We start from the raw sequence: 17,336 nt of genomic DNA on the forward strand, positions 1-17,336 counted from the left end.
CATCACTCGGTCACGCTCGGTCATACCCGCACCACGGCTGCGACGCGGTCGCCGAGCCGGATCTTGTCGCCGTCTGTCGCCATGGTGGGCGTCCCGGCCGCGACTGCGTACTCGGTGCCCGCCCGGATCAACCCGGATCCGTTGGTGGAGCGGCAGTCGACGATCTCCAGCCCGCCCTCGACCGGGCGCACCAGCATGTGGGTCTTCGACAGCGATTTGCTGTCGTCGGAGAGCGCAATGGCGCTCGCCCCCGGGTGCTGGGCGGCATCCGGGTTGCGTCCGAGCAGAACGGGTGCCGTGATCGGGATGCTTTCGCCGGAGTCGAAGCGCAGGCCGAAGCGAGCTGCCGGCTCGGGCTGGGACGACGGAGGCTGCACAGGCTCCGGCTGCGGCGCGGGTTCGCGCTGCGGCGCGGGAGGGGGCACCGGTCCCGGCTGCGGCGCGGGTTCGCGCTGCGGCGCGGGAGGGGGCACCGGTCCCGGCTGCGGAGCGGCCGACTGTACCGGCGCAGACACGGGTGCGGGCTCGGGGTGCATGGGCGCGGCGGGAGAGCCGGCCACTGCGGCAGGCTTCTCGTCGTCCGCGATCCGGTATCCGCCGAGCACCGGCTTCCCCGCCTCGGCCGGCGCCTGCGCTGCCGGTGTCGCGGGGGGCAGGCCGACCGTCGGTCGCTCGTGCGCCTCGTGCGGTCGCGCCATGCCCAGCACCCCCGCGCTGACCCGGCTGCCGGGACGATACTCGGGCTGCGCCGCGGGGTCCGTGGGCGTCGCGAGCGAGGGCAGCGTCGACCGCCCGAGGTTCGGCTCGGCCTTCACCATCTTCCGCGCCACGCGCATCCGCTTCTCCGCATACGGGTTCAGCCCTGTGCGCACGTCGACGAGCCAGATCCCGGTCGCCTTGTCGTGCAGTCCGCGTCCCCGACGCTCGGGGTCGAACGTGGGCGAGATGAGGAGGAACACCGGCCCCAGCAGAGGCACCACTCCGGAGGCGACCACCATGAGGAAGCGCGCGAGCACGGCGCCGACCCGCGGGCGCTCCAACGTGCGCACGTTGACGCTGCGGATGCCGGTGACCGCCTTGCCGATCGTCATCCCTTTGGTTCCGTGCAGGACCAGCTGGACGATGAGGTACACGAGGCCGAGGAGCGTCGAGACCGAGGCCATCACGACAGCGAAGATGAAATCCGGGTGATTGAGGAAGCCGTACGGCGAGATCGCCCCCGTGGCGAGCTTGACCAGCAGGGGTGCCGTGCCGATCAGGAACGGCAGCACCACGAGCACCCAGATGCCCACGTCTGTCGTGGCTGCGAGAGCACGTCGGCCGAAGGGAGCGCGCAGCAGTCCCAGCGCCGCGGCGTACGCGGGGTCGGGGCGCCCTTGAGCGTCGAGCCCTTCGATCTTCGGCTTCTGATCGTCGATTTCCCAGATCATCAGTCCACGCACCCCCGGACGGGTTCGGAGACCCGTCCGTCGTCCCGTCGCAGCATCACGTCGATGCAGACGGTCGTGGGGCTCGCGGGCACCTGCGCCACAGTGGTCTCGGTCTGCTGCGGATCGACCTGGCCGGTGACGTCGACGACGCTCCAGATGAAGCTGTCACCCTCCTGCGGGTCCTGGTTCACCCAGGTGAAGACGATCTGCTCCCCCTGCCGCGTGCCGCCCAGGTCCACGACCTTCGGAACGAAGTCGGACACCAGGTCCTGCGGCTCGGACGTCTCGGTCGTTTCGGGCGGGGTCTGGATCCCGGCCACCAGAAGGTTCAGGCCGACGATCGCGACGACGACGACCACGACGGCGACGACGGCCGACAGGGCGATCCACATGCCTCTGCGGCGGCGGGGTGGCGCCGGATCAGGCGTGTCGACGGCAGTCGCGTCGGGAGGTGGGGCGACGGCGGGAGCCGCGGATGCCGCGGCGTGCGGCGCGACCACCATCGGCGGCCGGACGATGGTCCGGTCCTCGGCCGCGGGTGGTGCGCTCGCAGCGGGAAGGCGCATCTGAGTCGCCTCGAGGTCGGGGGCGGCGCGCTCAGGCGGGTCGAAACGCGGCACACCGGGCAGCTCCCACCCGGCGCTTTTGGGCTGGGTGGTGGCCGAGGGGCGCGTGAAGGCGGCGACATCCGGGTCGATGCTGACGATCTGCCGCACGCGGGTCAGCCCGTCCCCGTCGTCGTCCCGCTCTTCGGCGGGCGGGTGATCGTCGACGATGTCGATGGGTGTCACGGAGTGCGCGAGCTCGATCTGCACCTTCTGCAGCGCCCGCGCGAACGCAACGGCGCTGGGGTAGCGGTCATCCGGATTCTTCGCCATCGCGCGTTCGAGGACGCGCTGGAGGCTGTCCGGCGAGTCCGGGCGGCCCAGTGGGGTGAGGGCGGCACGCTCGATCCGCTCGATCAGATCGGCGCTGGAGTTGCGCTCCCCCGGCCTCTCGAAGGGCGAACGTCCGGCGATCAGCGTGTAGAGGGTCGCACTCAGTGCCCACACATCCGTGCGCGGTCCGCTGCGCGGTGGATCGGCGAACGACTCCGGTGGCGACCACGGGATCGACATGCCGGATGCCTCACCCGTTGCGCCGGTCGTCGAGGCGATCCCGAAGTCCGTCAGCGCCGGGCGGTTGTACGCGGTGACGAGGATGTTGGCAGGCTTGATGTCACGGTGCAGGACGCCGGCCCGGTGGGCGGTCTCCACCGCTCCCGCGACCTGCACGCCCACGCGCAGCGCCTCCGCGATCGAGAACGTCTCGTTGCGCGCACGCAGCTGCAGGTTCGGGCGCGGGCAATACTCCATCACCAGGTACGGCCGGCCGTCTCCGGCGACCCCGGCCTGGTAGATCGTGACGATCGCGGGATGCGTCGAGAGCATCGCCATCACGTTGGCCTCGTCGGCGAACTCCTGGGCGGCGCTGCTGGAGATGCGGTCGGCCAGCAGCACCTTGACCGCGACCTCACGGCGGGGCATCTGCTGCTCGTACAGGAAGACATCCGCGAAACCGCCGACGCCGAGGGGCTCGAGGTAGCGGAAGCCGGGGAGCTGCGGCGGGGTGGAGGGTGGACGGCTCACGGCAGGTCCTCGAACGCGACCTTCACCCCGTCGCCGAGATCCACCACATCTCCGGAGAGGACGAGGGTCTGCTCGCCGGGGTGCAGCCGCATGGGGTCCGTGCCGGGGCGCAGCAGCGTCGAGCCGTTCGTGGTGTGCAGATCGATGACCACGACGGTGTCCCCCTCCGGCCTGATCTCGAGATGACTGCGGGAGATGTCCTGCTGCGGGCTGTCGACGGCGATCAGGTGCGGCAGGTTCGCGCCGCTGGCCCGCGTCGACCGTGGCCGACGGCCGATGATCACGGTGCGATCAAGCGTGACGACCTGCCCCGTGGAGACCCGGACACGGCCGGTCGCACCGGGCACCACCGGCATCACCGCGGTCGGCACGTCGTCCGTGGGCGGACGCTGCTGGCGCAGCGCGCGCAGCTCGGGGACCGAGATCGTCGCGCCGTCGTGGTCGCCGTCAAGGCCGACCACATCAGCCGTGGCACCGGAGGCCGGAGTGACCGCCGGGACGGAGTGCACCGTGGCACCCCACAGCTGGTCGAAGTCCTCGGTCGGGGGAGCCAGCGTGTGTTCTGTCGGCGTCATGGTCGCCCCATCGACCACGGGGACCGCCTCGGCCTCAGCCGCCGGCTGCTCCGGTTCGCCCGGCTCCGCCGCGCTGTGGGTCGACGGATCATCGACCGGCTGGGCTTCCGCGATCGGCGTGCCGAGCGGCGTCTCGACCGGCTCGGTGACGGCGATGGGCGCTGCGATCGGCTCCGCCATCGGCGCTACGAGCGGCGTCGCGGGCGGTGTCGCGATCGGCGTCCACTCCTGGCCGGACTCGAGCTCGGCACTCACCGCCGCCGCGCGGACGACTCCGCTCTGCACGGGAAGCGCGGCCGCGCCCTCGACGGCCTCGACGGTGATCTCGACGCGTGATGCGCCGACCACGAACCGCTCACTCCACGTGGTCACGTCGGCCCCGGAGAACTCGTCCGCCCCGGACGCAGTGCTCACCCGGGCGGAGACCTCACCACGCAGGGCGATGCGGATGTCGGCACCCTCCGCCACGACTGCGACGAACGGCGGCAGCGACGTGAAGACCCCGCCCGCCTGGGCGGTCAGGACCTCGACCACGGTCGTGAGCGTCCCCTGCTCCTGCATCCGCTCCCACAGCCGCGCCACGACGTCTCCGGACACATCGGGCGGCAGCGCCACGAGAGTGCCCGGGAGAACGATCAGGTACCACTGTCCCGGTCGGTAGATCGTCTGCATCAGCGAACCCCTCCTGCTGCGGCTTCACGCGGACGCGTGTCACAGTCGATGTCCGAGTCCGTCTCCGGAAGGCTTCCCGGCCGCGAGGCGACCGAGACGGCATCCACGATGACCACGGTGATGTTGTCCCTGCCGCCCGCGCCGACCGCGGCGTCGACCAGCACGTCGGCCGCCTTCTGCGGATCGGGCGTGCTCTGCAGCACCTCGAGGATCCGCGAGTCCGGCACTTCGGAGGTCAGGCCGTCCGAGCACACCATGATCCGGTCGCCGAGCTCGGCCGGGAACAGCCAGTAGTCGGCATCCCCGGTGCTGCTGGCGCCGATCGCCCGCGTGATCACGTTGCGGCGTCCATCGGTGGTCGCGTCCTCCGCAGTGAGCTCGCCGGAGTCGATCAGCTCCTGCACCACCGAGTGGTCGACGCTGATCTGCTCCAACTCGCCCTCGGCGAGCCGGTAGGTGCGCGAGTCGCCGATGTTGACAGCCAGCCAGTAGCCCACACCGTCGACCGACGTGATGACGACACCGCTCAGTGTGGTGCCGGCCCTGCCGTTGCCCGAGGTCGAGAGATCTTCGACGCTGGCGCGTGCTCGCGACAGCGCCAGCCGGACGTCCTCGAATTCGAGGGATCCCCGCCCGATCGAGCTCGAGAACGCCGCGATGACCGCCGCGCTCGCCCGCTCGCCCGCCTCGTGCCCTCCCATGCCGTCGGCGACGACGAACACCGGAGCACTCGCGAGATACGCGTCCTCATTGAGGGCCCGCCGCAGTCCCGGGTGCGTCGCTGACCCCGCCGCGACGACGAGCGCCGGGGTCATGCGTATCCCCCGACCGTGACGATGCGGTCGCCGATCTCGATCGCGTCCCCCAGCCGCACGGGCACCCGCTGGCCCGCGGGGCACGCGATCCGCTGTCCTTCGCGGACGAGGGTCGTGCCGTTGGTCGAGTGCCGATCCAGCACCCAGCCGCCCGAGGATTCCGCCGCTGCCTCGAAATGCGTCTTGGAGAGCGAGAGGGTCTCATCGCGAACGGGTACGACCACGGCGCCGTCCTCCGGCGCCGGATTGCGGCCAAAGATCGTGCGCCGCGACACCGACACGCGCGTGCCGTCGTCCCAGGTGAACACGAGCCGGTGCCCGGGGATGCTGATCCTGGTGTCCTCGGGGGCGTGCACGGTGGTCTCACCGGCGTCGGCCTCGGAGGCGGTCGCGGACGCAACAGGCGGGGAGACCGGCGCGATGGGCGCAACAGCCGGGGGGACCGGCGCGATGGGCGCAACAGCCGGGGGGACCGGCGCGATGGGCGCAGTGGCACGGTAGCCCAGCACCGTCGCGTCCAGATCCGAGTCGGCTTCCGGCGCAACTGTCGGCGCCGGCGCCTCGCGATGCGCCGACGCCGGGGTGATGCCGGGCACGAACGCGATCAGCGGACCCTCGTCGGCGGGCGTGGTCTGGCCGGGACGCGACCGGGTCGGTGCCGTCAACGGCGCCGCGGGCTGGGCCGGCGCCGCCATGGCCGGCGTGCGCCCGGAGGGTGCGGGAGCCGGCACCGCGGGCTGCGGCGGACGAGGAGGGATGCCGGCGACAGCGGGGGCCGGCTGCGCGGGCTGGACCGGTCGTCCGGGTGCCGTGACTGCCGACGTCGCTGGGGCGGCATCAGAGGCGGACACCGCGGAGGCCGTCGCGCGCGCATCCAGCATCAGGGAACCGGCGACCTTGTCGTGCCAGCCCTGGAAACGACCGGAGCCGTCGAACAGCGGCGTGAAGTACCCCACCACGATCGAGCTGGTCAGGCCGAAGATGATGTTCCGCAGAAGCGTCCGCCCGAATCCCAGCGCCGCCTGATCACGTGCGGAGACCAGACGCAGGCCCTGGGCGCGCATCCCGATCGAGCCCGCACCCGCCTGCATCAGCGTGTACACGACGAACCATGCCAGCAGCAGAAGCACGAGGATCGGCCCGCCGATCAGCAGCGTCGTCAGCATCGCCTCGACGCCGCCGGCGAGCGTGGCAGCGACCACCAAGCCGCCGCCCAGGACGATCGCCAGACCGGCCGCGATGAACGCGTCGATGAGGAAGCCGATCGCGCGGCGGGAGATCGGCGCGATCTGTGCGGCCGCGGGCTGCGTCATGGGGTCTCGCTCTCGGGTGCGGCAGCTGTGCTCGTGCTGCTCTTGATCGTGCCGGATTCGCGCCGGACGCGCGCGGACGCCGCCTCTCGGAGCCCGCGCATTCGGGTCGAGATCGCCGTGCCCCCGAGCAGCGACCGTACGCTCAGACGCGCCTTGGTGCGCTTCCAGAATCCCGCATCCTCCCCCAGGCCCCCCACGATCGTGTCGATCTCGTTCCAGAACGACTCGACGTCTTCGGGGGTCGGGTCGGCCGGGCCGAAGACGTCGGCGTCGGCCCGATGGGCGAGGTCCGCGACGCGGGGAACGGCGAGCGTCGCCACGACGGCCGCGGCCTCCTCCGGTCGGGTGCCACCCGGGGTCAGCCGGGCGCCGTAGTCGACGGCGCGATCGGTGAGCTCGTCCCAGCCGCCGCTGATGCGGTCGGCGGTCCGCGCGGCCGTGCGCCGCGACCGACGTCTGGATGCCTTCCAGGCGCCGATCACGATGAACGGAGACATCAGCAGGGCGATGATCGCCAGCGCGATCCCCCCGATGAGCAGGATGGCGCCGAGGATGCCGGCGATGTTCAGGGTCTCGTCCTCGGACTCGCGATCGTCGGGCAGCGTCGGAGGAAGATCGACGGGCTCCTGCGGCGGGGGCGGCGGCTGCAGGACCTGCGGCTTCGGGTCGACCCGCGGCTTGGTGTTCTGGTCGTTGGGAACCTGGTCCTCGGGAGGCGTCGGGGTGAACGGGAGCCATCCGACCCCCTCGAAGTTGGCCTCGACCCAGGCGTGCACGTTGTCGCCGGTGGCGGTGAAGAGAGCCTCACCCTCCTGCTCCTCGTCGGGGTAGTAGCCCATGACCACGCGCACCGGTATGCCGACCTCCCCGGCCAGGAGCGCCATTGCCACCGCATACTGCTCGTCGTCGCCGATCATCTGGTCGCCGCCGATCAGCGTCGTGATCCGTTCGGCGGTGTGACCGGCGCGGGACAGCACCTCCCCCTCGAGCCCATGGCTGAAGAATCCGCCTTCGGAGAGGAAGCTCTCCAGCGCGCGCACCTGCTCGATGGGCGACTCCGCGTTGGCGACGGTCTCCGCCGCGAGAGAGGTCAGCTCCTCGGGCACGTTGCTCTGCTTGGGCGCCGCGACCTTTCCGAACTCCACCTCGGCGAGCTGGTCATCGTCGGGCATGGCCGGCATCACCGCGTCGACCGAGTACTCATCGCCCGCTCGGAGCCTCGGCGTGGCCACCGCCGTGCCGGTCGCGGTGTTCACGAAGGTGCCGCGGCGCAACTCCTCCGCACGATCGCCGTCGAACCGGATCTCGGACAACGCCCCGGCGGTCGGCATCCATACCCCGTCGTATTCGTCTACGGCGATCTTGAGGGTGACCGGCACCCCCTCGGCGTCGGGGGACATGTTGGAGCGCAACGGCGAGAACGCACTCGACGAGGTGGGTCCCCCGTCGGCGACGTTGTAGACCATGCCGTCGTACTCGTCCATGACCGCGGTGCGGATGCGTGCGCCCTTGGGCAGTCCCTGCACCGTGAACAGCGTCTCGTCGACGTCATCGCGCACGTTCTTGCGGAATGCCTGGAGCGGGCTGGGGTAGTCGCGGACGTTGAACGGGGGGATGATCACGTCGCGGAAGACGTGCCGAGGTTCGGCCGGTGCGGCGAGCGCGCCCGTGGCGACGCCCGCGCCGCCGGCGACGGCCACGACGGCGACGCCGGCGAGCAGCCGCCGCATGCGCATGTGCGACGCGCGCGACGGCTGCATCTCGCTGACCGACACCGCCGTGTTCTGCGGGGCCCAGATCTGCCGCAGCGCGAGCCACGCGATGCTGACGACGGCGAAGACCAGGCCCTGCCCGATCGGGAATGCCGGTTCCGGTGTGCCCAGCGCGATGACCAGCATCAGCAGCACGCCCGCAGGCAGCAGCGCCCAGGCGACCTGCGACATTCGCAGAGCCAGCGAGGCGGTGAGGGTGGTGACCACGAGCGCAAGGAGGAACGGCACGATCAGGTGCCCGTCGGCTGCCGCGAGGGGGGCGACCGTGGTGAGCATCTGCTTCCAGGCGGTGACCGTGCCCAGCGCGAGCTTGTGCAGCGTCTCGAGGGTGGGGACGACACCGAGAATGGTGGAGTGCGGGAGCGCGAGAGCCCCGCCGAAGACGAAGTACGCGGCGATGACCAGCCCGGTGGTGATCAGGATGCCCCAGCGTCGCCACAGGGCGACGCCCGCGATGCCGAGGCCGATCACGATGCCGCCGATGGCGGCGGGCAGGAACGACGGACCGGCGAAAGTGGGCCAGAAACCCACGAGCGCGACCGCGACCAGCACGGCGCTCGCGGTGAGGTCGAGGCACCAGCGGCGCGCGGTGATCGGCGCGGATGCGGGGCGGGGCGCGGTCACGCGAGGACCTTCTGCAGAGCGAGCGGGATCTGCTCGAGCGCACCGATCGTGATCACGTCGGCGTCGCCGATGCGACGCAGAGCCGGGGCCGGAGCCGTCGTGTCCGCGACGATGGCGAGCGCACGAGCGCCGAACGGAAGACGCGAGCAGGCCAGGCGAAGGGCCTCGGGGCGCACCTCGGATCCGCACACGAGCACCACAACGCTCGCCAGCGGCATCGTCGCCGACACGGCCCCGGCCAGTTCCGCGATGCCGCCGTCGCGCGGTTTGCTGCTCTCGACGGCCGAGAGCGAGTCGAGCAGCTGCTTGCCGGTGCCCGCCGGCAGCTCGCGCCCCTGCACACGCATGTCCACGCGCTGGGAATCACGGAGTGCCCGCAGGCCGATCGAGCCGGCAGCCGAGATGGCAAGCTCGAAGTCGTCGGCGGTGGAGTAGTCGCCGCTGGATCGGGACAGGCCGATCACGAAGTGCGACCGGCGGGTCTCTTCGAACTGACGGACCATCATGGTGCCCGTCCGAGCCGTGGACTTCCAGTGCACGTGCCGCAGGTCATCGCCGGGCTGATACTCCAGGAGAGCGTGGAACGAGACGTCATCCCGGGACAGATCGGCGGCAGGGAGGCCTTCGAGATCGCGCAGGTAGCCGAGCGACTGTCCATCGAACAGCACGGTGCGCGGATGCACGAACAGGTCGACCGGGTCGTCGCGCCGGTGCGCCCTCTCGAACAGGCCGAGCGGGTCGCCGCGCACCACGCTCACCGGGCCCACCTTGACGACGCCGCGCTTCTGGGTGGGGATGGCGAAGAGCTCTTCGGCCTCCTCCCCCGGGGCAAGCCGCTGGATGCCGAATTCGCCGCGGCCGGAACCGACGGGCAGCACGATGCGCGAGGGCAGGATGGCTCGGGATCCGCGGTTCGCGAGCGTGAGCGCACCGACGGCGCGCTCACCGACCACGACGCGCGTGCGGGCGAGGTCGAGCGAGACATCGTATGCGGTGCGGCCGATCAGGAACAGCGCGCACAGCGCGACCGTGATCGCGATCACGATCGCGGCGACGGTGAACTCCCACCACCCGGCGATCTGGCCGAGGGCCCAGAAGCCGACGGCGATCGCCATGAGGACCCAGGCCAGCGGGCGGATCGCCGAGCCGATGATGCGGAGGCGCGTCAGCACGCGCGCGCCGATGACGGCCGCGACGTCACGCCATTCAGCGTCGCGGTCCGTCTGCGCCGACGGCGCCGAGAGTGCCTCCGCGACCATCAGGCCGCCGTTCGCGCCTGGGGAGCCGCAATCCCGTCGAGCACCCGAGAAATCACGGTCTGACTGCTGGTGCCGGCGAACTCCGCCTCGGCATCGAGCAGGAGGCGGTGCTGCCAGACGGCAGGCGCCAGGGTCTTGATGTCGTCGGGGAGGACGAAGTGCCGCCCGTGGGCGGCGGCCCACACCTTGGCGATGCGGATCATGGCGATCGCGCCGCGCACCGAAACGCCGAGACGGGTCGCGGGGTCGTTGCGGGTCGCCTCGGCGAGCTCCGCCACGTACCGCAGCACAGCAGATTCGACGTGGACCGACGCCGCGAGGTCGGCCATGTCCGCGACCGCGCCCGTCGTGATGATCGCGGTGAGCCCGGCGGACGGGTTGCGGTCGGATGCGCCGGCCAGGATCTTCTCCGTCACCGCGAGGTCGGGGTAGCCGATCGATGTCTTGATCAGAAAGCGGTCGAGCTGCGCCTCCGGCAGCTTGTACGTTCCGGCCTGTTCGATCGGGTTCTGGGTGGCGATCACCAGGAACGGGCGACCCGTTTCGTGGGTCACGCCGTCGACGGTGACCCGGGATTCCTCCATCACCTCGAGCAGAGCCGACTGCGTCTTCGGCGAGGCGCGGTTGATCTCGTCCGCGAGCACGATGGATGCGAAGATCGGGCCCTTGTGGAATTCGAACCGGTGGGACTGCTGGTCGTAGATCGTGACGCCGGTGACGTCGGAGGGCAGCAGGTCGGGCGTGAACTGGATGCGCGCGCTCGTGCCCTGCACGGTCGCGGCGAGCGCCTTGGCGAGGCTGGTCTTGCCCGTCCCGGGCGCGTCTTCGAGGAGGACATGACCCTCGGCGAGCATGGACGCGACCACCAGACCGACGATCTCGTGCTTGCCCTGCACAGCCTTGTCGATGTTGTGCACCAGGCGCAGGAATGTCGCCTGGAACCAGGCGGCCTGATCGGGGGTCATGCTCATTTCGTCACTGCTCTCTGTCGTATGCGAATGGCTGGGCTCGGCTAGGGCCGCGCCCAGAATCTCTTCTCGGTGTCGACGCCGCTCCCCCAGCCGAGGATGTCGACCCAGACGTCCTGACCGTCGCGTCCCACCCAGCAGCCCAGCTGCTTGGAGCCGCTGCCGTTGAAGTTGACGGTGTAGGTGAGGTCCTCTATCTGGCCGCTGTTGCTCGAGTGACACGTCACCGTGGCGTTGCCGATGTTCAGGTTCTCCCAGTTCACGACCATCTGGCGGCATCCGTTCACGCAGCTGCCTGCCGCGTCACCCTGGGTGACCCACACCCGGGGCTGCGGCTGGTCGTCGGTGCGGGCCGATGCCGAGGCGACCGGGGACCACGCGCCGGTGGAGTCCTGCGCCCTCACATCGATGGTGTGGGTCTGCTCGTACCCATTGCCGACCGTCCGCGACCCGTTGCCGCCCACGTCCTGCCAGCCGCCGCCGTCGAGCCGGATCTGCGTCGTCTGGATCGGACGTCCGTTGTCGGATCCTCCCGAATTCCAGGTGACTTCCACGCTCTGACCGAGGTTCCTGGCGCCGGCCGTGGGGGCGCCGGGAGGACCGAACGGGACCTCGGCGACGGAGTTGGAGACCCCTCCGGCGTACGTCGCGCCATCCACCGTTGCGACGGCCCGCATCTCGACCGAGTAAGAGGTGCCGTTGGCGAGGCCGCCGATGACGCCATTGCCGGGGAATCCTGCCCAGCCGCCGCCGTTCAGGCGGTACTGGTACGCCACTTCACCCGCCCGCGCGCCGTTGCGCGCACCGGGGGTATAGCTCACCGTCAGTTGGCGGTCCGCGGCGGCGACGCCGGTGACCTGCGGAGGCGAGGGGGCGATCACGCCGCGGCGCGGGGCCGACATGGCGCTCCACTCACCCCAGCCGGCCTTGTTGTGACCCCGGATCCGATACGTGTACGCGTTCTCGGAGGTCGGCACGACGATGGCCTGGCTGTTGGATCCTGCGCCGGGCGTCAAGGTCTTCTGCAGGCTGGATCCCTCCCACACCTCCAGCTGATAGGCGTCGATCGCGTCGCCGTTCGCGGACGGCGTCGCCCAGTTCACCTGCATCTGGGCCTGGCTGCCGACCGGCTGCAGCTCGGCCGTCGTCGGAGCCGAACCCGCCAGCGGAGGACCGGCCGGCACCTCGGACGCCGACCAGTTGCTCCAGCTCGAGGGCTCCGGCGCACGGTTGTGCGCCTGCACCCGCACCTGATAGTTGCCGCCGTTCTCCAGGCCCTCCCAGGTCACGGCGTTGCCGGTGACCTCTTTTCGTGTGATCCCCGACGGCGGCGCGGGAGAGATCTCCAGCGTGAACCGCTCCACCGGTGAACCGGGTGTCGTCGGCGTCGTCCAGGCCACCTGCAGCGACCTGTCACCGAAGGCCAGTGTCGGCGGGTTCGGGGTGTCCGGCCGCGCATCCGGACGAGCGACGGCCGACGAACCCGACGGCTTCGACTCGCCCACCCGATTGGTGGCGGTCACCTGGAACACGTACTCGACGTTGTTCGTCAGGTTGTCCAGCGTGCACGTCGTCGACTGGCAGTCCTTGGAGTAGGCGCTGCCCTGCACCGATCGCACCGTGTACTTCGTGATCTCGGCGCCGTTGTTCGACGGGGCGCCGTACGAGACCACGACCGTGCGATCCTGCACGCTCGTGACCGTCGGCGCACCCGGCGCCGCAGGGACGCCCTGCACCGTGAGCACGACCTGACCGGTCGCCTGGCGGTCGGGATCCTCGGTCGAGTCCTGGATGGTGTAGCGCACAACGAGGGTTCCGACGAAGTCGGCGGACGGAGTGACCACCACATTGTCGCCGTTGACGCTTGCGCTGCCCGAACCGGTCTCGACGTTCGCGGAGAGGAGCTTCAGCGGCGTCTCCGGGAAGGGGTTGAAGTCGTTGGCCAGAACGGGAACCGTGACGGCCTTGCCCTGATCGGCCTCCGCGATCGTGTCGGTGTTGGCAGCGGGCATCGCTCGGTTCGATGCGGTCACCTGCACCAGCACCGCTCCCTCGATGGGGTCGGTCACGCCGTCGCTGATCCGGAGCGTCAGCGTCGTCGCCGCACCCTTCTTGGCGTTGGAGGCGGCCTTCACCAGGAGCTTGTCGCCGTCGATCTCCGCGGTGATCCCCTTGTCCTGTCCGCCCGCGAGGGAGTACTCGTGCGTGCCGGCGTCCTCCGGGTCGGGGTCGACGGTGAGTGCGGCGAGGTCGAGGACGCCGGCTTCTTCGCCCGGTGCGACGTTCATCTGACCGCCGACGAACTTCGGCTGCTGGTTCTCGGGCGGCAGCACGTTGATCGGGATGCTGAGCGTCGCCTTGCGGCCGTCGGGGTCGTCCGGACCCGTCCCGTCGGTGACCTCGAAGGTCAGCGCGTCCTGTCCGAAGTATCCCGGCGCCGAGGTGTACACCAGCGTCCGCTCGTCCTTGACCAGGTCGGAGCCGTCGGCGTTCACGGCACTGACCTTGGCGTGCTCGGTGATCACGACATCGCCGCCTCCGGCGACGGTGACGTACTCCGAGAGCGGCACTTCCTTCGTCTCGCCGCTGATCACCTCGAGCGGCTTGGTCGAGGTCAGCGTCGGGCGCAGTCCGTCCTCCGACGGGACGAAGATGAACGCCGACGCCTGCAGGCCGTCCTGGTCCGTGAGTGTGTAGCGGATGAGCTGCAGCTGGTCGGTGACGGTCACCGTGACTGTGCCGTTGTCCAGGAGCGTTCCTCCTGCACCGACCTCCACCTCGAGGTGCTCGGTGGTGCCGTCGGGATCCTCGTCGTTGTCGAGGATGTCGAGATCCGCCGAAAGGCTGCCATCCTCGAGGTCGATGGGTCGGAGGCGGTCGTCGCGGGCGACCGGCGCCTGGAGCGGGACGTCCTCATCCACCGTGATCTGCAACACCGCCGTCGCCGTGGCTCCGCGCGTGTCGGTGATGGTGTACTGCAGGGACGTCTCCAGCGCGTTGTCCGGCGCCCGGACGAGCACCCGGTCGCCGGAGACCCGCGCCGACAGCCCGTCGATCGCGGGGACTTCCAGGCCGCTCTTGACCAGCGAGACCTTGTCGCCCTCCGGGTCGGAATCGTTGAGCATGACCGGTACGGCGATCTCGCGGCCCGGGCGCACGACGACCGCGTCCTTGACCGCGTACGGCGCCTGGTTCACCTGCTCCGCCGGCGCGATGCCGACGCGGATGGTGGCGGTGCCCTCCTTGCCGAGGCGATCGCGCACATTGTATTTGAAGACGTCCACGCCCGTCGAGTCGTCGAAGGCCTCGTAGCTGAAGTAGTTCTGCGCAACCTCGACGATGCGGCCCTTGGTCGGGCTCGACGAGATGTCCAGCAGCTCCACCGAGTCGCCGTCACCGTCGATGCCGTCGAGGGGCACCGCGATGTCGATCTCGGTGCCGGAGAGCGCGCGGGCCACGAGATCGCGCGGCCGCGGCGCCGCGTTCGTCTCCTCGTCGACCGGCAGGATCTGGATGGTGACGTAGCCCGCGGCCTTCTGCTGACGCGAGTCGACCGCCTCGTACGTCAGGTAGACGGTCTTGGCCTCCAGACCCGCCCTGAAGCGCACGGTGTCCTGCGAGACGAACGCCTCCCCGTCCTCCGGATCGACGAACGGCTCGATGAGCTCCGGTGCGACATGCAGCGCATCGTCACTGGGATGGGTGTCGTTGTCCAGCACCGGGATCGTCACCACGTCCCCCGCCCGCACGTAGGCGGTATCGGGGGCGGTGACCGGCTGCAGGATTTCCTCCGGCGCCGGGATCGGGACCACCACGACCTCGCCCTCGGCGGACTGCTTGCCGTTGGAGATCCGATAGGTGACGCGGACCTGCTCCTCCAGGGTGCCCTGATCCGTGATGCGCAGCGTCTCATGGTTCAGCACCGAGACGGAGACCCCCGTGCCCGGTTCGATCGACACGGACTGCACGACGAGGATGCCGCCGGCCGGATCGGCGTCGTTGTTGAGCACCCCGATCAGCACGTCGCCACCGGTCGGCAGCAGAGCGACGTCGCGCACTGCGACCGGGGGCAGATCGACATCTGCGGCATCGATCACGTCGATGCGGACGAGTCCCTCGCCGTTCTCCGGCCCCGCAGTCGCAAGGTACTGCACGTAGTAGACGCCGACGGTCGGGGCCGTGAACGAGAAGGTCTTGTTGGTGAAGTCGGGCAGGACGGTGGCGCCGGGGACCTCGTCCACACGGCCGAGGCGCAGAGGTTCCCGCCCCGAGCTGGTGTCGTTCGCCAGGGGCGCGACGGTGATCTGCTCTCCGACCCGCGTGACCACGTGATCCGCGTTCGTCTTCGGCTTGGTCGTGCCCTGCGGGCGCACCTCGAGGGCGATCGAGGTCGTCGTCAGCTCGCCGAGGCCGTCGGCGACCGTCACCTGCACGTCCTTGCGGCCCTGCAGACTCGCCGTGGCCTTGTAGGTGAGCTGACCGTCGGTGCTGAAGTCGACCTCGTCACCGGGGGCCGCGACGACCTCCTTCAGATAGATGTCATCGCCGTCGGGATCGATCCAGTCCGGCAGGATGTTGTAGGAGACGGTTCCGCCGGTCTCGACCGTGAGCGAGGTCTTGCGCTTCGGCGTCGGTGGCCCGTTCACGTCTTCTTCGTGCACGGCCAGCGTGACCGATGCCGTGTCCTTTCCGCCGCGACCGTCGTCGACTTCGTATTCGAACGTGGCCGAACCGGAGGCATCCTCGGCGACGGCGATCTGCAGCGAGGCCCCGTTGAAGATCGACTGGACCGTGCCGATCGACGGCTGCGGCTGCAGGATCGTGGCGACGAGGACATCGCCGTCCGGGTCGTTGTCGTTGTCGATCACCGGCAGCAGAGCCGAACCGCCCGGTCGCACGCCGAAGGAATCGTCCTCCGCGATCGGCGGAGTGTTCACCTCGCTGCGCTCTGGCAGGGTCGACTCGACCGTCTCCTGCGTCGAGTCCTCCTCATTCTCGGTCTCGCCCTCGGGAGGAGTCAGATCGTTCCAGTTGTCGACGCGCTGAAGGCTCTCGTTGGCCATCCACGCGGCGCCGCCGACGGCATCGTTCAGGATGATCACGTCGCGGTTCACTCGGAAGATGAGGCTGGCCGACTCCTCGGCCTCTTCAATCGCCGCGGTGACGTCGTTCGCGCTGCCGGCGCAGTCCCGCACGAAGGCCCCGGACCCCGCCCAGGCGCCGTACGTGCACCCACGCAACCAGACAGGGGCTGCGGGGGCGCCCTGTCCACCGGCATCCGTGACGGAAGGATCTGCGCCGTCGAGCGGCACGCGCACCAGGGCAGACCCGGTCGCCACGGCGACGGCATCGGTCTCCGCCGAGGCCTGCTGCAGCACGGCGCCGTCGGCGTCGGGAATCTCAGTCCGGAATCCGCCGGGCGTCAGCACGGCTCCGGCCGCCGCATCGAGCACGACCGGAGTGCGCCCCACGGCGGTGATGGTCGACTGCGCGGACGAGTCGAGCTCGCCCAGCGACGCGGTCGAGGGCTCCAGCGCCTCGCCTTCGTTGTCGACGGACACGGTGACGACCTCGCCGCGCGCGGTCGACAGGGCGAAGACGGTGCCGTCCACTGCGACCGCGACATCCGCGTTCTCGCCGAGCTCGGCGACCGGATCGGCCGCCTCGATCTCGAACGACGCGATCCCCCGTACCGGCACCACCCACAGGGCGCCGGATTTCGTGTCCAGGATGGCGGCGGTCTTGTTGCCCAGCGACACCTTCGCGGCGCTGGGGATGCCGGCGGAATCGCCCAACGAGACCCGAGCGGGGTCGACCGCGGTGACGGTGGAACCGCCCTCGTCGACGACCAGCACATTCGTGGCGTCCTGCAGGATGTCGTAGTTCTCGCCTGTGGTGCGCAGACCGCCATCCAGCACGGTGGATTCGTGGTTGAAGTGCCCGACCAGCAGGCTGGAGGTCTTGGTGATCCAGACGCCGCCGTCGTTCAGGTCCACCTTTGTGGTCGGGAAGCCCTCGTAGCTGAAAGCCATCGTGGTGATCGCGACGACGCCCACGGTGACGCCGGCCGCCGACGCGAGCGCCTTGGGGCGCGCACGCATCCACGACAAGGCCTTCATCCGCTGTTCTCCCCTAATGCCCTGATGTCGTGATGCATCGCCCCTGGCCGGCCATCCGCACCGGCCCTCTGCGCCCGCACTGCGGGTGCGTGACGCGGTGCGGGGCAGAAAGTCCATCCTAACCACGGCGGCATCCAGCCCTGATGGGCAGATATCCCCAT

At 70.2% G+C, this 17,336-nt stretch carries 9 protein-coding genes; all 9 read right to left on the reverse strand.

The window, feature by feature from the left end; translation table 11 throughout:
* Positions 1 to 20: 20 nt before the first annotated feature.
* From QNO12_RS12080 to QNO12_RS12120, 9 genes are read right to left on the reverse strand one after another with little or no spacing between them, the layout of a single operon-like run.
* On the reverse strand, positions 21 to 1,430 hold the full coding sequence (locus tag QNO12_RS12080) for an RDD family protein (protein WP_257504033.1): 1,410 nt from the start codon (positions 1,428 to 1,430) through the stop codon (positions 21 to 23).
* Complete coding sequence (locus tag QNO12_RS12085) at positions 1,430 to 3,058, reverse strand: serine/threonine-protein kinase (RefSeq protein ID WP_257504034.1); 1,629 nt, start codon at positions 3,056 to 3,058, stop codon at positions 1,430 to 1,432. The genes QNO12_RS12080 and QNO12_RS12085 overlap by 1 nt, the downstream gene beginning before the upstream one ends.
* Positions 3,055 to 4,305, reverse strand: a complete 1,251-nt coding sequence (locus QNO12_RS12090; protein ID WP_257504035.1) for an FHA domain-containing protein — start codon at positions 4,303 to 4,305, stop codon at positions 3,055 to 3,057. The genes QNO12_RS12085 and QNO12_RS12090 overlap by 4 nt, the downstream gene beginning before the upstream one ends.
* Positions 4,305 to 5,120: a PP2C family protein-serine/threonine phosphatase gene (locus QNO12_RS12095; protein ID WP_257504036.1), complete on the reverse strand. Its 816-nt coding sequence runs from the start codon at positions 5,118 to 5,120 to the stop codon at positions 4,305 to 4,307. The genes QNO12_RS12090 and QNO12_RS12095 overlap by 1 nt, the downstream gene beginning before the upstream one ends.
* Positions 5,117 to 6,433, reverse strand: coding sequence for an RDD family protein (locus QNO12_RS12100; protein WP_257504037.1), 1,317 nt, complete (start codon positions 6,431 to 6,433; stop codon positions 5,117 to 5,119). Before QNO12_RS12100 ends, QNO12_RS12095 begins: the two co-directional genes overlap by 4 nt.
* On the reverse strand, positions 6,430 to 8,829 hold the full coding sequence (locus tag QNO12_RS12105) for a transglutaminase-like domain-containing protein (RefSeq protein WP_257504038.1): 2,400 nt from the start codon (positions 8,827 to 8,829) through the stop codon (positions 6,430 to 6,432). The genes QNO12_RS12100 and QNO12_RS12105 overlap by 4 nt, the downstream gene beginning before the upstream one ends.
* Positions 8,826 to 10,088, reverse strand: coding sequence for a DUF58 domain-containing protein (locus QNO12_RS12110; RefSeq protein ID WP_257504039.1), 1,263 nt, complete (start codon positions 10,086 to 10,088; stop codon positions 8,826 to 8,828). The genes QNO12_RS12105 and QNO12_RS12110 overlap by 4 nt, the downstream gene beginning before the upstream one ends.
* Positions 10,088 to 11,059, reverse strand: a complete 972-nt coding sequence (locus QNO12_RS12115) for an AAA family ATPase (RefSeq protein WP_257504040.1) — start codon at positions 11,057 to 11,059, stop codon at positions 10,088 to 10,090. The genes QNO12_RS12110 and QNO12_RS12115 overlap by 1 nt, the downstream gene beginning before the upstream one ends.
* A gap of 41 nt (positions 11,060 to 11,100) precedes the next feature.
* Positions 11,101 to 17,175, reverse strand: a complete 6,075-nt coding sequence (locus tag QNO12_RS12120) for an Ig-like domain-containing protein (RefSeq protein WP_257504041.1) — start codon at positions 17,173 to 17,175, stop codon at positions 11,101 to 11,103.
* Positions 17,176 to 17,336 lie beyond the last annotated feature (161 nt).

The organism is Microbacterium sp. zg-B185, assembly GCF_030246885.1.
GTDB lineage: Bacteria > Actinomycetota > Actinomycetes > Actinomycetales > Microbacteriaceae > Microbacterium.

Excerpts from the sequence above, each read along its gene's own strand:
- QNO12_RS12080 (WP_257504033.1), bottom strand. The coding sequence starts at position 1,430 with ATGATCTGGGAAATCGACGATCAGAAGCCGAAGATCGAAGGGCTCGAC.
- QNO12_RS12090 (WP_257504035.1), bottom strand. The coding sequence starts at position 4,305 with ATGCAGACGATCTACCGACCGGGACAGTGGTACCTGATCGTTCTCCCG.
- QNO12_RS12095 (WP_257504036.1), bottom strand. The coding sequence starts at position 5,120 with ATGACCCCGGCGCTCGTCGTCGCGGCGGGGTCAGCGACGCACCCGGGA.
- QNO12_RS12100 (WP_257504037.1), bottom strand. The coding sequence starts at position 6,433 with ATGACGCAGCCCGCGGCCGCACAGATCGCGCCGATCTCCCGCCGCGCG.
- QNO12_RS12110 (WP_257504039.1), bottom strand. The coding sequence starts at position 10,088 with ATGGTCGCGGAGGCACTCTCGGCGCCGTCGGCGCAGACGGACCGCGAC.
- QNO12_RS12115 (WP_257504040.1), bottom strand. The coding sequence starts at position 11,059 with ATGAGCATGACCCCCGATCAGGCCGCCTGGTTCCAGGCGACATTCCTG.
- QNO12_RS12120 (WP_257504041.1), bottom strand. The coding sequence starts at position 17,175 with ATGAAGGCCTTGTCGTGGATGCGTGCGCGCCCCAAGGCGCTCGCGTCG.